The organism is Streptomyces typhae (assembly GCF_009755605.1).
Lineage (GTDB): Bacteria > Actinomycetota > Actinomycetes > Streptomycetales > Streptomycetaceae > Streptomyces > Streptomyces typhae.
Genome location: NZ_WPNZ01000011.1, coordinates 130,981 through 145,334, shown reverse-complemented (window position 1 = coordinate 145,334; position 14,354 = coordinate 130,981). Strand labels below are relative to the sequence as shown.

At 72.1% G+C, this 14,354-nt stretch carries 10 protein-coding genes; 3 read left to right on the top strand and 7 right to left on the bottom strand.

Annotated elements, in window-relative coordinates:
* The first annotated feature begins 290 nt into the window (after window positions 1-290).
* On the top strand, window positions 291-1,064 hold the full coding sequence (locus tag GPA10_RS21040) for a helix-turn-helix domain-containing protein (RefSeq protein WP_157166847.1): 774 nt from the start codon (window positions 291-293) through the stop codon (window positions 1,062-1,064).
* Between the two features lie 332 nt (window positions 1,065-1,396).
* Here GPA10_RS21040 and GPA10_RS21035 read toward each other — a convergent pair whose 3' ends face one another.
* Window positions 1,397-2,926 (bottom strand): glycoside hydrolase family 3 protein, encoded by a 1,530-nt coding sequence (locus GPA10_RS21035; protein ID WP_157166846.1) that lies wholly within the window; start codon window positions 2,924-2,926, stop codon window positions 1,397-1,399.
* Between the two features lie 501 nt (window positions 2,927-3,427).
* On the opposite strand from GPA10_RS21035, the gene GPA10_RS21030 reads away from it, so the two are divergent.
* Entirely contained in the window at window positions 3,428-4,450 is a 1,023-nt protein-coding gene (locus tag GPA10_RS21030; RefSeq protein WP_343041167.1) for a zinc-dependent alcohol dehydrogenase, read from the top strand.
* An 81-nt stretch (window positions 4,451-4,531) separates the two neighbouring features.
* On the top strand, window positions 4,532-5,665 hold the full coding sequence (locus tag GPA10_RS43735; RefSeq protein ID WP_157166845.1) for a Gfo/Idh/MocA family protein: 1,134 nt from the start codon (window positions 4,532-4,534) through the stop codon (window positions 5,663-5,665).
* Here the strand turns inward: GPA10_RS43735 and GPA10_RS21020 are convergent.
* The 6 genes from GPA10_RS21020 to GPA10_RS20995 form a co-directional block, all read right to left on the bottom strand.
* A complete protein-coding gene (locus tag GPA10_RS21020; RefSeq protein ID WP_343041166.1) occupies window positions 5,598-6,455 on the bottom strand; it encodes a phytanoyl-CoA dioxygenase family protein in 858 nt (285 codons plus the stop codon). The genes GPA10_RS43735 and GPA10_RS21020 overlap by 68 nt on opposite strands.
* A gap of 25 nt (window positions 6,456-6,480) precedes the next feature.
* On the bottom strand, window positions 6,481-7,629 hold the full coding sequence (locus GPA10_RS21015) for an acyl-CoA synthetase family protein (RefSeq protein WP_157166844.1): 1,149 nt from the start codon (window positions 7,627-7,629) through the stop codon (window positions 6,481-6,483).
* Window positions 7,626-8,927 (bottom strand): hypothetical protein, encoded by a 1,302-nt coding sequence (locus GPA10_RS21010; RefSeq protein WP_157166843.1) that lies wholly within the window; start codon window positions 8,925-8,927, stop codon window positions 7,626-7,628. Before GPA10_RS21010 ends, GPA10_RS21015 begins: the two co-directional genes overlap by 4 nt.
* Window positions 8,924-11,125 (bottom strand): aminotransferase class I/II-fold pyridoxal phosphate-dependent enzyme, encoded by a 2,202-nt coding sequence (locus GPA10_RS21005; RefSeq protein ID WP_157166842.1) that lies wholly within the window; start codon window positions 11,123-11,125, stop codon window positions 8,924-8,926. Before GPA10_RS21005 ends, GPA10_RS21010 begins: the two co-directional genes overlap by 4 nt.
* Window positions 11,126-11,327: 202 nt before the next feature.
* Window positions 11,328-12,533, bottom strand: coding sequence for a radical SAM protein (locus GPA10_RS21000; protein WP_343041165.1), 1,206 nt, complete (start codon window positions 12,531-12,533; stop codon window positions 11,328-11,330).
* A 233-nt stretch (window positions 12,534-12,766) separates the two neighbouring features.
* Entirely contained in the window at window positions 12,767-14,353 is a 1,587-nt protein-coding gene (locus tag GPA10_RS20995; protein WP_157166841.1) for an ABC transporter substrate-binding protein, read from the bottom strand.
* Window position 14,354: the final 1 nt, after the last annotated feature.

Genomic DNA, 14,354 nt, shown 5'->3' with positions numbered 1-14,354 from the left:
AAGGACCCTCGCTGCTCGTGGACAACGCCAACCAACTGGCTGGCCCTGTCGAACACCGGGGCACCAGACTTCCACTCCGTCGACCGACTCATCCTGTCCGCCCTCCCTTCATGGCCCTGGGGTTGCCGAGCGTGGGACATCCAGCGGAGCCTCCTCCGCTTCAACGTCACGTTGCGATGCTTCCCGAGGACCCCGAGTCATCGCGACGTCATGCGGGGCGTCGGAGCGGCGTCCCCCACAAGGCGTCAACTCGGTGTCATTGCGCGGGCGTCAGTACTAGCGTGGATCTCATGACAGCCACGGTGTCAGTCCCGAATGACACACTGCGTGCGGTACGACTCTCCATGCGCATGAGCCAGGAAGAATTCGCAAAGGCCCTGCGCAGGGCAGGTGACGACCTGAACGAGCCAAACGACGCCAGCAAACGCCTGGTACAGCGCTGGGAAGGCGGCCAAAGCAAATCTCCCCGTGCGGCCTGCATTCGAGCCCTGGAGCATGTCACGGGACGACGTATCGAAGACCTCGGGTTCACACTGTCTGTCATGGCACGCGTGCACGACGATGGAGCAGGGGGGCACGACATGGAGTCGGCATCCGAAGGTGTGGCTGTCGCGGCGGGAGACGTGGGAACGGCCACGGAGTCCGCAGGACAGTACGGCGGGGTGTGGCTCTCCCGATACGAGTACTTCTCGTCGGGCCGCGACAGCGCCTATGACGGCAAGCACTACGTAGTGATCGTTCAGACCGGCAACCACCTTACGGCCCGGAGCCTGCCCGGAGCGAGCGGCAACCCCGACAGCCCTCTGTCCCTTGACCTCACTCTCGATCGGTCGGTGGTGACGGGCACGTGGACGGAGCAAACCGCTTCCGACGGCTACTACCAAGGCGCTCGCTATCACGGAGCGATTCAGATGCTGGTGGAGCCGACGGGGCGTCGCATGGCCGGAAAGTGGGTCGGGTTCGGCAAGGACTTCGACGTCAACACCGGTCCCTGGGAACTGCGGCTCATGGACCCGTCCACGAGCAAGGCCACACTGGAGCGGTACAGCCGCCCTCCTGAGTAGACGTTGGCAACGTGACCAACGCATGACCAACAGCGGCCGGGAGCGGGCAGAAACAGCAGGTGAGGGCGACCAACCTCCACAGGTCCGAAGGGCACTCGGAGAGTGCATCGTCGCAGGTCAACAAACAAATGAGCTGGTGCCCGAGAGGAGAGTTCAAGTCCCCCCTCGGACACGAACAACGGCCCCGCGATTGTCGCGGGGCCGTTCGCGTTGCTGGAGCACCGCCCGGGTCAGGCGGGGGTCACTACCCTGGCCCGGGTCACTGCGCCGGGCCAGAGGCACTGCGCCGGGCCGGAGGCACTGCGCCGGGCCAGGGCCGGGGCGGCGGTCTCTCAGGCGCCGCCCACCAGCATCTCCGCCGCAGCGATCCCGGACACCCGCGTCGCCCCGTGGGTGATCATGTGGACGGCGCCGAGTGTCACGCCGGTGGGGACGCCCATTTCGACGACCAGGGCGTCGGGGCGGGTGCGCAGGAGGCGGGTCAGGGTGTCTGACATCCAGCGGTGGCGGGCCGCGTCGCGGACGACGAGGACCAGGGCCCTGCCGTTCGCCGGGCCGAGGACCACGCGGTCGAGGACCTCGTCCGTGCCGCCGTGGTCGGCCAGCTCGGGCTGGGTCAGGCGAGCGGACGTGGTGTCGGGGCGCAGGTCGCGCAGCGGGTCCGCGACGCCCCAGGGGGTGCCGCCGTCGACGGCGGGATTCATCACCGGCGACAGCTCCACCACATGCGGAGCCGCCGTGAGCGGCAGCGGGGACCCCGTCGCGTCCGGGCGGCGGTGCACCCGCACGGCGCGGCGCGCCGCGACCAGGCCGATGTCCGAGCGGTCGCCCGCCCTGGCCACCGCCCGGGACCGCCCGCCCGACCAGGCGGCGAACTCGCGCACGCGCCGGCTCGCCTCCGCGAGCCGCTCCTCCGGCAGCCGCCCGTCGAGCACCGCCTTCACCAGGGCGCCCGCGAGCAGCTCCACGGTCGACTGCTCGGCGCTGTCGCCGCCCACGCACACCGCGTCCACGCCGCCCGCGACCGCACGGACCGTCGCCCCGTCGATGCCGTACCGGTCGGTGACCGCGCCCATCTCGATGCCGTCCGTGACCACCATGCCGTCGAAGCCGAGCTCGCCGCGCAGCAGATCGTTCAGGACGCGCGGGCTGAGCGTCGCGGGCAGGGCCGGGTCGTAGGCGGGGACCAGGAGGTGCGCCGTCATGATGGCGCGTACCCCCGCCTCCATGGCGGCGATGAAGGGCGGCAGAGCGGTGCGCGCGATCTCCGCGGCGGTGCCCTTGACCTGCGGTAGGCCGAAGTGCGGGTCCACGGAGGTGTCGCCGTGGCCGGGGAAGTGCTTGGCGCACGCGGCGACGCCGGACGCCTGCAGGCCGCGGATCCAGGCCGCCGTGTGCCGGGAGACGACGTCCGTGCGGGAGCCGAAGGAGCGTACGCCGATGACGGGATTCAGCGGGTTGGAGTTCACGTCGGCGCTCGGCGCGTAGTTCAGGGAGACACCGGCGGCGTGCAGTTCGCGCCCGATGTCACGGGCGACGCTCTCGGTCAGGTCGACGTCGTCGACGGCGCCGAGCGCCAGGTTGCCGGGGCGGGACGCGCCCGTCCAGGCCTCCATGCGGGTCACGTCACCGGCCTCCTCGTCGATGGCGACGATCAGGTCGGGGTTCTCGGCGCGCAACGACGTGGTGAGCGCGGCGACTTGCTCGGGCTCGACGATGTTCCGGCCGAAGAGGACCACCGCGCCGAGCCCGTCGGCGATCCTGCGGCGCAGCCAGTCCGGCGCCTCGGTCTTGCCCACGAACCCCGGCTGGAGCACGGAGTTGGCGAGCTGCTCCAGCTGCGGGTGACTGCTCGAGACCATGCCGGGACCTCCGAGGGGCGCGGTGGGTGGGAGACCGGATTGGGGGGCCGGTCGGTGGACTGGAGCCCGCCTTCGGCGGTGGTCGGGCCGCCGGGCGACTTGGTACAGGCCAATCGGATGTTGGCTTAGACCAATTGGAGCTGTCAAGGAGTGCGAACCGGCAGGAAACGGAGGATGAAGCGGCAGATGAGAGGGGGACGTTGCAACAGTCGCAACGTTCTGGGGCCGGTGGGGACAGATGGGCGCCGCGGGTTTCACGCAGCGGCAAGCGTCCCCCCGCCCCCCAATGCCCCCACCCGGGCGCCATTCCAGCCACCCCACCCCACCACCCCCCGAGGCCACCTTGTACGACGCCCCTTCGCGCGATGGAATTCCCGGGAGCGGGGCGGGCACGGCGGAGCGGGGCAGGCCACGGTGGGACGGGGCAGGCGCGGCGCGGGCCCGAGGGCTCCGTGAGCGGCGGCACGGCCCGACCAGGGCCCCGGGTGAAGGAGGTACACCGTGCGGCGGTACGAACTCGTCGGCAGGCGCGACATCAAGCTGGTCAGCGACGCCCCGGTGCCCGAGCCCGGTCCGGGCCAGGTCCTCGTGCGGGTGCGTTCGTGCAGCGTCTGCAACCGCAGCGACCTCGCGTACTACCACTATTACGGGCTCAGGGAGCACTGCGCGACCGGCTGTTACGGCCATGAGATAGCGGGTGTGGTGGAGGCGACCGGGGCCGGTGTGACCCGGGTCGCGCCCGGTCAGCGCGTCTTCGTGCGCACCCCGCTCACCACCGGGTACGCGGAGTACGCCCTGGCCAGGGAGATCTCCGTCGGGGCGCTCCCCGAGGGCATCCCCTTCGAGCAGGGTTCCACCCTCCAGCTCCTGCCGCTCGCGGTGCACGCCACGCGCGGCGTCGGCCTCGGCGACCGGGTGATCGTCATCGGTCAGGGCCCCGTCGGCCAGATGGCGCTGCGCATGGCGCTGCGGCGCGGCGCGGCCCACGTCACCGTCGCCGACCTCGACGAGTGGCGGCTCGAACGCTCGCAGCGCGCGGGCGCCCACGCCGTGCACCGCGTCGACGGCAGCGCGGACCGCCTCGCGGCCCTGGGACGGCTGTTCGCCGAGCAGGGCGAGGAGTACGACGTCGCGATCGACGCCGTCGGCACACCCACCACCCTCAACGCCTGTGTCGGCCTCGTACGTCAGAACGGCCTGGTCGTCATGCTCGGCACGCACCATGTGGACACGCACGTCACCGTCGACCTCGTGACCTGGGAACGCAAGGGCCTGCGGGTGCACAGCTCCGCCGAGCCCGTGGACACCGCGCGCGCCGAGGCGCTCGCCGTCGCCGAACGCCTCCTGCGCCACGGCGCGGAGACGCTGCGGCTGCCCGATCTGCACACCCACACGTACGCACTCGAAGAACTCCCGAAGGCCATGGAGCAGTTGTCGGCGAGCAGGTCCCTCTACCCGGACGCGGAACGCGCCCCCTACGAGGGGCCGCCGCCCGGGACACTGAAGGTGGCGATCGTGCCGTGAGGAGGCGAGGACGGTGAGGTGGCGAGAACGATGAGGTGGCAGGGGTAATGAGATGGCAGGGGCGATGAGGAGGCGAGGACGGTGAGGTGGGCCGTCGCCGGGTACGGCGACGTCGTGGAGCGGCGGGTACTGCCCGCGCTGTGGGCGCTCGGGCAGGAACCCGTGCGTGTCTGGGGCCGCGACGGGCGCCGGGCCGCGCGCGTCGCCGCCCGCCACGAGGTGCCGTACGGGACCGATGACGAGGAGTCCCTGACCCGCGGCGTGGACGCGGTGTACGTGGCCACGCCCGTCGTGCGCCATGTGCCCCTGGTGCGGCGGGTGCTGGCCGAGGGGCTGCCCGTGCTGGTGGAGAAGCCACTGGCCGGCGGGTTGCTGACGGAAGCGGTGCCCGAGACCGACGGCGGCCCGTGCGCGGGCGTCGCGTACTACCGCAGGCTCGCGCCCGCCGTACGCCGCCTGCGGCGGGAACTGGCCGGGGGCGCGCCGGACCACGTCGAGGTGCGCTTCCGGTGCGCGTTCGACCCCGGGCCCGCGCATCCGATGCGGTGGCGCACGGACCCCGCCCTGTCCGGGGGCGGAGTGCTCGCCGACGCCGCGAGCCACCGGATCGACCTGCTGCACCTGCTGTTCGGGCGGGCGGACGAGGTGCGGGCCCGGCTCGGCCGCCGCTTCCCCGCGGGCGCGGAGCGGTCGGCCGACGTGGAACTGCGGTGGGCGTCGGGCCTGCGGGCGCGGGTGCTCGCCGAGTGGAGCGACGCGCCCCCCGTGGACGTCTTCGAGGTGAGCGGCGGCGGCCGTGTCTGCACGCTCGCCCGGCTCGACTCCGGTCATCTGCGGTGCGGCGCGACGGTGCGGGGGGCGAGGGAGGAGGCGGAATGGCTGCTGCCGCCCGCGCTCAATCCCCATCAGCCGCTCGTCGCGGACTTCCTGGAGGCGGTCGCCGACGGCAGGCCACCGGTGTGCCCCCTGTCGCAGGGGCGCCTGGTGGACGAGGTCCTCGTGGCCGCGGAGCGGTCGTCGGCGGCGGACGGCGCCCCCGTCCGGCTGCCCCCTGCCGACCGGGGAGCCACCCCGGGGCCGAACCCCGACGACGCCCTCGACGGCACCGACGACGCCCTCGACGGCACCGGCGACGGCACCCCGCCCCTCACGCCCCGTCGTCCGCCGACCACGCCCGCAGCCATCGCGGGTCCGGCGCGTCCGACTGGCGCATGAAACGCGTGTCTATGGACAGCCGCATCGCCTCCGTCGTCGCGTCGAGAGAGGCGTGGATGATGCGGGGCAGGTGCACCATGAGGTCGCCCGCCGAGAAGTCCGTCCACAGCCAGCGGCGGTCCAGGCTGCGGGCCGTGAACTCCAGGTCGTGGCAGATCTGGCGGCGGTCGCCCGGCCGGTCGGTGGTGTCCCGCAGCGGCTCGTACGCCTCGGGCGGCAGCCGGTGCGAACCCTCCAGATAGACGAGGGCGCCCGACTGCGGCGGGCAGTCCCCGACCGGGATCCACATCGTGACGACCCGGGGCGAGCCCTCGTTCATGTAGTCGAAGTCGACGTGGGCGCGCGAGGCCCTGCGCACCCCGCGGTGGAAGTGGCGCAGGATCCGGCGCGGCAGCATCCGGGCGTCGCCGTCGAGCAGATCGGCGGCCAGCTTGCGCAGCCGCGGATCGTCCAGGAACCGGTCGAAGGTCTCCGAGCGGACGAAGGCGTGCGCCGGGTGCCCGGCCACACCGTGCTCGGGGATCCCCTCCGGCACCCGGCCGGAGAACAGGCCCTCGCGCGCGCTCGTGCCCGGCGCGAGGAACCCGGCGGGCAGCTGCGAGAAGTACCGGGCCCGCAGCCGCAGGACGTCCTCGCGGTCGAGGAAGCCCGGCAGATACAGATAGCCGTCCTCGTGCAGCCGCTCCCGCAGGGCCACCGGATCCGGCAGGTCATCCGTGCCGGTGGCGTGCAGCGGACCGAAGAGCTCGGGGGAAAAGGGTATGGCTACGCCGTTCGACGAGAGATTCACCAGGAGTCCTTACGTCAGCGGATGGTCAGTAGACGCCCTCGACGGCCCCGTGCGGCCCGGTCAGGTCGTCGCGGAAAACCTGGACCGCGGCCACGCCCTCCCAGGGGAACCAGGGATGCGGGCCTGTCCTGATCGCGCTGTCCCGTTCCAGGAGGTTGGGCAGGAAGAGGTCCTCCAGGAGGGTGGTGACGCGCACCCGCCCCCGCTCGCCCACGGGCACCTCGCGCCAGGGATCCGCGGGATCGACGACTTGGAGGACCGCGAAGGGCGGTGGCAGATGGTACGAGTGGCCGGTGCCGCCGGGGGGCGCGGGCGCGCCCGGCACCGCGTCGGCCTGCAGGGCGTGCCCGGCCAGGGTGTTGCCGTAGGTGTCGATCCACTGCACGCCCTCGAGGTGCTCCTGGCGCAGGAAGGCGGCCTCGGCGGCGGAGCAGGTGGTGCCGCCGGTGCACACCGCGCGGATGCCGTAGGTGTGCAGCGGCCGCGGCAGGCGCATGGCGAGTTCGAGGAGCAGCCGCGAGGTGGTGAACAGGAGCGAGGGGCGTTCGGCGGACAGGAGCGTCAGGGTCTGCTCCACCAGGTGCGAGGTGTACGCGTCCGCCTCGCCGCCCGCGCGCAGCGACGCCTTCACCCAGCGCGGGTCGAAGTCGATGGCGTACACCGCGCCGCGCCAGCTGTCCGCGAGGCCCTCCACGAAGTGCCCGTACGCGTGCGGGCCGCTCGGCGTCATCGCGAGGACGTCGCCGCCCGCGACCCCCCGGGCCTGAAGGACGGTCCGGTAGATCTCCACGTCGTACGCGAGGCGCGTCACGTTCACGATCCGGCAGGGCGCGCCGGTGGTGCCGCCCGTCTCGAAGACCCGGAACGGCCGGTCCCGGTAGCCGCGCGGACGCAGGTCGAGGGCGCTCGCGGCCCGCAGTTCACCCTTGTCGAACAGCCCGAAGAGCTCCAGGGCCGCGAAGCCGTCGACGTCGGTCAGCGGGTCGAAGCCGAGCCTGTCCCTGCGCCCGACCCAGAAAGGGGAGCCGGTCTCCGGCGCGAAGTGCCAGCGCATCATGCGGCGCGTCCACGCGTCGAGGTCCACGGCCAGCTCGGGCACGCGCTCGCGCAGTGTGTCGTACAGGGTGTCGAAGGTGACCTGCGGGGCGTGCTGCGCAGGGGACGAGGTGGTCATGGCTGTTCTCCTGGTGCCGCCGGCGGTCGGTACACGAACAGGGAGTCGTCGGCGAGGGCGCGCGCGGCGTCGGCGCCGGCACCGAGCACGGCCGCGAAGGGGAAGGGGACCTCGTGCCCGGCGAGCGGATGGCGTCCGTCGGGGCCGAGGCCGTGCAGCAGCGCCAGTTGCGGGCGTACGAAGAGGTCCTCGGCGGCGCCGCGCACGAGGGCGGGCTCGCGGGTGAGGAGGCGGTCGCCCGGACGCAGCCGTTCCCGCACGGAGGCGGCGGCGCGCTCGGCCTCGCCGGGATCGCGGAAGGCGGTCAGCGGCCAGTGCGGCTCCGCGGGGTCGGGGGCGGGGCCCGGGTGCAGCGCGTCGAGCGCCGCCGCGAGGGCCTTCGCCAGGGGTTCCGGGTCGTGGTCCACGCAGACGACGGTGCGTACGTTGCTGCAGAACCGGCCGGAGTCGGCGGCGATCAGCGGAAGCAGCCACGCCACCGTGTCGTCCAGAGGAAGAAGGCCACCGCCCCCGCCGGGCGGTACGAGGGCGCAGCCGCGACCCGGGCCGTGCAGCGTGAGCGCCGCCGAGTCCCGCACCGAGGCCGCGAGGCCCGCGCCGCCGTACACCACGTGCCGGTCGGTGAGGCCGAGCAGGCCGTGCAGGGCGCGTTGTTCGCAGGGGTACAGGGCGAGGCGCTGCGGGGGCCAGCCCACCGCGAGGAGGGCGGCGACCAGGCGGGCGGCGGAGAGCGGCTCGCGGCGGCTGGGCCGCACCCAGACGCACGCGGACCGCTCGGCCTCGGCGAGGACGGAGTCCAGGCAGGTGAACGTGTTGCCGGGCAGGGACACCAGGACGAGCGCCCCGTCGGGCACGGCGGTCTCGCGGCGTGCGGCACCGTCGTGGAGCAGCGCGCCCCAGCGGTCGACCAGCGGCCCCGGCAGGCCCGCGCTCTCCCACAGGGCCGTCCGGAACCCGGCCGCGCTCTGCGGGCCGAGACCGCCGACCGTGACGGTGCCGTGCCGGAACAACTCCAGTGCGGCGAGGACGCGTTCACGGCGGTCGGTGAGCGGGGGCAGGCCCGGGTGCACCGCGTCCCACCAGCGGCGGTCGGAGTGGGCGACGATGTGCGGGACCAGCGCGAGACGGGTGCCAGCCAGGCCCGGCAGGGGAGCGGTGTCCAGAGAGGGCTGCCACGCGGCCCTGCGGAACGCGAGGACGCCCGGCTCCCCTTCGCTTCCAGGCCCCGCACTCCCCGAGGCCGGCTCGTCGTACGGCGAGCCGGCCTCCTCGGCCTCCCCCTCGTACGGCCGCGTCATGACAGTTCGCCGCGCAGCGCTTCGACCACCCGGAGCTGTTCGGCGCGGGTGAGCGTCGGATACAGGGGCAGGGCGATGTGGTGCCGCGCGAACCAGCGGGCCTGCTCGAACGGACCGTCGACGACCGCCGCTCCGGCCCCGGCCCCGGCTTCGGCCCCGGCTCCGGCCCCGGTCCGCGCCGCGTCGGCCCCCGCCTCCGCCTCCGCGGCGGCGAAGTACGGCTGGTCGCACAGCAGATGGTCGTACACCTCGCCCGCGAGGGAGACGCCGTGCCGTTCGCGCAGCCGCTTCTTCAGGAGGGCCCGGTCCACGGGGGCGTCCAGGTAGGCGAGGTACTTGTAGTAGTTGCTCTGCACCTCGGCGGCCACCGCGTGGGCGCGGACACCCGGCACGTCGGCCAGCAGCTCGTCGTACTCGTGGGCGAGCGCGCGCCGCGCGGCCAGGGTCGCGTCGAAACGCTCCAGGTCCACCGTGCCGACGGCGGCGTGCAGTTCGCTCAGGCGCCAGTTGCCGCCCGGCCGGTCGTGCAGGGTCGAACCCTGGGCGCTCTTGCCGTGGTCGCGCCAGCGCCGCACCTGCTCCGCATCCTCGGCGTCCGCGCACGTCACGAGGCCGCCCTCGCCGCTCACGGCGACCTTCGTCGGGAAGAAGGAGAACGCGCCGAACCGCCCGAACGCCCCGGCGAACCGGTCTTCGAGAGTCGCGCCGAGCGCGTGCGCGGCGTCCTCCACGACCGCGACGCCCCGCCGCTCGCACAGCGTGAGCACGTCGACGAGGGAGGGCGCGACGATCCCGCCGATGTGCACGGGAAGGACGGCCGCCGTGTCCGGATGCCGGTCGAGGGCCGCGCGCAGGGCGTCCGGGTCCAGGCCGAGCCCGTCCAGCTCGATGTCGACGAACCGTACCCGGGCCCCCGCGCGCACGGCCGCCGCGGCCGTCGCGAAGAACGTGTTGACCGGTACGAGCACGGTGCGCCCCGCCACCCCGACGATGCGCAGGGCGATCTCCAGGGCGGCCGCGCCAGAGGCGACCGCTACGCTCTCGCGCCCCGTCCAGGTCCGCGAGAGCTCCTCGAAGCGGGCCAGGCCCGGACCTTGTGTGAGATGGCCGGAGGCGAGCGCGGCGTCGACCCGGTCGAGGACGGCGCGGCGCTCGGCCACACCGAAGTGCACGCGCTGGGCGGGCACCTCACCGGCCGCCCCGGCACCGACGGCGCCGCGGCCCAGGGCACGGGTGAAGAAGTCGGCCGCGTGCCGTACGTGCGTGCCGTGCCCCATGGGCAGCTCGCGCACGTCGAGGCGGTCGAGCGCGTCGGCGGCCCGGTAGCCGCCGCGGACGACGTCGGCCGCGGCGCGGGCGTCGGCCGGTTCCAGGTAGCCGTCGTCGGTGCCGAACTGCAGGTGCAGCGGGGCCGGGGCGAGCGCGGCGTAGAGGTCGCCGAGGTCGGCGTACTCCAGGATGCCGGGCAGGACCGCGCCCTCGTACCCGGTCAGGAGCCGTTCGTACAGCGCCGGATAGCTGCCGAGGTGGCTGGCCGCGCACACCGGCAGCGGACGGGGTGTGAGGAGCGCGGTGTGCAGGGCGACCGCCGCGCCCAGGCTGTGCCCGAACAGGCCCACGCGGTCGGCGTCGACAAGAGGGTGCGAGGTGAGGACGTCCAGGGCGCCGAGGGTGTCGCCGGCCAGCGCGCCGAGGAGCGAGCGGCCGGTGAGGGCGAAGGCGTGCGCGAGCAGGGCGCCCTCCTCGCGGCCGCCGCGCCGCTGTTCGTCGAGGCCGCCGCCGATGCCGTGCTCGAAGGTCAGCGTGACGAACCCGGACCGCGCGAGGTGCTCGGCGACGTTCCGGTCGGGGAAGTCCGGCGGGCTCTCGCCGGTGAGCTGTTCCAGGCGGGCGTTCTTGCCGCCGAACACCAGGACGGCGGGGGCCGGCGCGGTGGTGTCGGCGGGGGCGAGCAGGGTGCCCTGGAAGGCGCCGCGCAGTGGGGAGTTGAGGGTCAGGCGCTCGCGTCGCAGGCCGCCGGTGACGGTGGTGTCGACGGCGGTGACCGCGAGGGGGGCGCGTTCGACGCGGGCCAGGCGCTCCACGACCGCGCGGACCTTGCGGGACCAGGCGGTGTGTGCCGGGGCGTCGGCGAGGGGCGGGCTGGGGCGCAGCGTGGGTTCGGCTCCGAGCAGGCGGCGCACATGGGTGGTCTGCATGCGGGTGCGTTCGCTCCTGTGAGTGTGCGGGTGGTGGCCCTCGCGGGGCGCCCCGGGCCCGCCCCTTTCCCTGAACCAGGGGGCTGCCGCCCCCTGCCCCCCCGCGAATCGGCGCTGCGCGCCTCGTCCTCAAACGCCGGACGGGCTGCGACGGGCCGGAGCCACAGAGAGGGCCTGGGTGGGGCGGGCGGTGGGGAGAGACTCAGACGAAGTCCGCGTGGAGGGTGTCGGGTACCTCCAGCGAGTAGGCGTCCAGCGCCTCGTCGAGTTTGATCTGACCGCGCTTGAGGAGCTCCAGGAGCTCGTTCTGCGGGCGGTAGAAACACGACTTGCACAGGTCCGTGCGGTTGGGGTTGGTGGACTCCCACTCGGCGCGCGGGCCGCCGTCGAGGACGGTGGGATAGCCGAGGTCGACGACGTCACCGATGCGGTACCGGCTGTTGAGGTGGACCTGCGGGCACGGGTAGAGATGGCCGTCGGCGCCGACCGCCGTCACGAAGCGGCTGTAGTGGCAGCGGTCGAAGTCGCCCTCGACCTCCTCGACCTGGTCCATCGGACCGCGGTCCAGCTTCGGCACCGACACCTCGAACGCGTCCGTGGACAGGGCCGCGGCCTCGACGAGGGAGGCGGAGATCTCCTGCATGACGGACTCGATGGTCTCGTGCCCCATCGCGCTGTAGAACTCCGGCTCGAAGCGGACGTAGTGCGCACCGGACTCGTGGGCGATGCGGGCCGCCTCGCGGATCTCGCGGTAGTTCTGCATCGTGATCACGTAGTTGAAGCCGATGCGGAAGTCCGGGGCGACCGCGTTGTCGCGCAGATGGCCGATCGTCCCGATGAACTTCGAGAACGTCTGCTCGCGGTCGCGGGTGATGTCGTTGAACGTGGCCTCGGTGCCCGCGTTCATGCCCACCCGCACCCAGGTGTGGGTCGAGGTGACGCAGTCGGCGACCTTGGGGCGGCCGAGCCGGGACCCGTTGGTGATCAGGCCGATGCGCAGGCCGGAGTCGTGCCCGGCGTAGCAGATGTCGGCGTAACCCGGGTGGATGGTGCACTCTCCGCTGCCGCAGAACGTCACGGCGCGGCCCTCGTTCTCGGCGAACTCCTTGAGCAGGATGATCGCCTTGTCGGTGGTGAGGGAGTCCTTGAACGAGAACAGGTCGTAGAACTGCTCCTCGTTCGGCGAATGGAAGTTGCAGAAATTGCAACGCATATTGCAGGCGCCCATGATGCCGATCCGCATGTGGACCGGTTTGATCTCTTCGCCTGCCACGAATCGCCGCAGGAGATCACCGTGCGCCATGACTTTCTGTGGCGAGTGTGCTTGATCGAGACTCACGTCCGGGAGGCCGTCACCGTTCTTGGGTGCGGCCAGGTCGATATCGCGGGCACCTTCAGTGCTGTTCACGAACCCCTCCACGCGCTTTTGGGCTGCGTTTTGCGTTGTCCGAGCGACCTTGGCGACAGTAGGAGAGCGCTTCCTGGAGTGTCAACGGGTCTAGACAACCCGAAAGTTGAGTAAACATCTATCGCGTTGTCGATTCAGGCCAATGTGGGGGGCACGTGTTCTTGTCACGTGCCATCCGTGTGCCGCCCACGGGCCTTCTTCGCGGCCTCAGGGCGCCCTCTTCGCGCCGGGTGTCAGGGGCACGGATGCCGGAATGTCTTCGCGAAGGTGCGGTAGGTCGTCTGCGGCCTGCGGTCCTCGGCGGCCGGGTGCTCGATGACGGGCACCGGTTTGCACACCGGCCACTGATTGGTGTCCGAGGACTTCTCGAAGCCGTAGGTGCCCGCCGCGCCCTGCAAACAGCCGATGCAGCGGGTGGATTCACCGGTGTCGACGATGCTCGCGTCGATGAGGGTGTTGTAGACGTCGTCCTTCGTCGGGGTCCGCACCGGTGACGGCGTGCCGGCGGTGGCCTCGGAGCCCTCGTTCGCCTCCGAGTACGACCGGTCGAAAGCGTTGGCCAAAAGCATGAAGGCGTCGTGATACATGATCGCGTAGCCGTCGTCGAGGGGCTTGGACCCGAGGTCGTACGGCTCCCTCATCTTGTCGAAGACCGAGAGGAAGCCGCCGAGGCCGACGGGCGCGCCCTTCTTCGCGAGCCACCACTCGGGTGTCACCGACGCGGCGGCGACCAGCGTCGTCCTCGTCTCCCGCAGCATCTTGGTGAGTTCGCCGGTGGTGAGGGTCGGTTCGAGGCCGATGCCGACTTTCAGGATGCGCACGGGGTTGTTGCGATCGCAGGAAGGCTCCTGTGACAGGCGTTTCACGAGTGCCGGAAGGTCCTGGTCGCGGCCGCCGAAGAAGACGGTGTCGGAGTCGGTCACACAGATCTTCTGCGCGGCGGACTGGAATCGCTGCGGGATGCCGGCGGCGGGACCCGTCGAACCGAGGAAGGAGGCCGAGCGCTTGCGCAGCCCGTACTTCTCCCCGAATTTCTTCTCAAGGAGCCGCTGCAAATTGCGCGAGTACACGTCGTCGGGCCGGCTGTCGAAGACGAGGAACCCCTTTCCCTGGCCCTTGTTCTTCTTCAGGTACTGATCGAGTGCATCCACCAACAGGTCGTTGTTCGGTGAGGTCTTGAAGAAATACGGGGCGTTCATGTCGGCGGAGGTGATGACCGGACCGACGGTCGCGATACGGCGTTCGCTCAGCGCCCGCATCGCGTCCCGGGTCTCGGGCGTGCTGCTCGGCAGACCCATCACGCCCACCAGCGGGGTCTGCCGGTCGTCCGTGAGTCCTTCGAGGTCGTCGACCACCGGCCGCCACTCGTCGAGGTCCCTGCCGTCGGGCGCCATGAGGAGCTGGTAGTGCGGTCCGCCGCTGCTGTTGGCACGCAACTGGGCGGCGTGCGCCCCGGCCAGGGCCCGGCGGATCATGTCCGCGGTCATCGCGCTGGAGTCGTCGGAGGTGAAAGGCATCATCAGCGCGATACGGCCGTACGGCATCGGCGTCTCGCCCTGCTCCGGGTCCGACCAGGCCCGCTCCACCCGCTCGTTCTCGTCCGCAACGGCCGCGATCAGCCCCTTGATGTTGTCGTTCGCCTCGAACTCCGACTCCGTGACGCCCACGCACTCGCCGTCACGCTTCTGCAGGCCCCCGGCGCAGTCCCCGGGGCGCGTCACGAGATAGACGATCACGCCCACGGCGATCAGGACCAGCGGCACCAGGACGGCGACGGCCTTGTCCAGGGGGCCGAACCCGTTGCGACGGCTCAGGAACATG

Coding starts and splice junctions, on each gene's coding strand:
- GPA10_RS21035 (WP_157166846.1), bottom strand. CDS start 2,926: ATGGTCTCGAGCAGTCACCCGCAGCTGGAGCAGCTCGCCAACTCCGTG.
- GPA10_RS21040 (WP_157166847.1), top strand. CDS start 291: ATGACAGCCACGGTGTCAGTCCCGAATGACACACTGCGTGCGGTACGA.
- GPA10_RS21005 (WP_157166842.1), bottom strand. CDS start 11,125: ATGCAGACCACCCATGTGCGCCGCCTGCTCGGAGCCGAACCCACGCTG.
- GPA10_RS21015 (WP_157166844.1), bottom strand. CDS start 7,629: ATGACCACCTCGTCCCCTGCGCAGCACGCCCCGCAGGTCACCTTCGAC.
- GPA10_RS20995 (WP_157166841.1), bottom strand. CDS start 14,353: ATGTTCCTGAGCCGTCGCAACGGGTTCGGCCCCCTGGACAAGGCCGTC.
- GPA10_RS21010 (WP_157166843.1), bottom strand. CDS start 8,927: ATGACGCGGCCGTACGAGGGGGAGGCCGAGGAGGCCGGCTCGCCGTAC.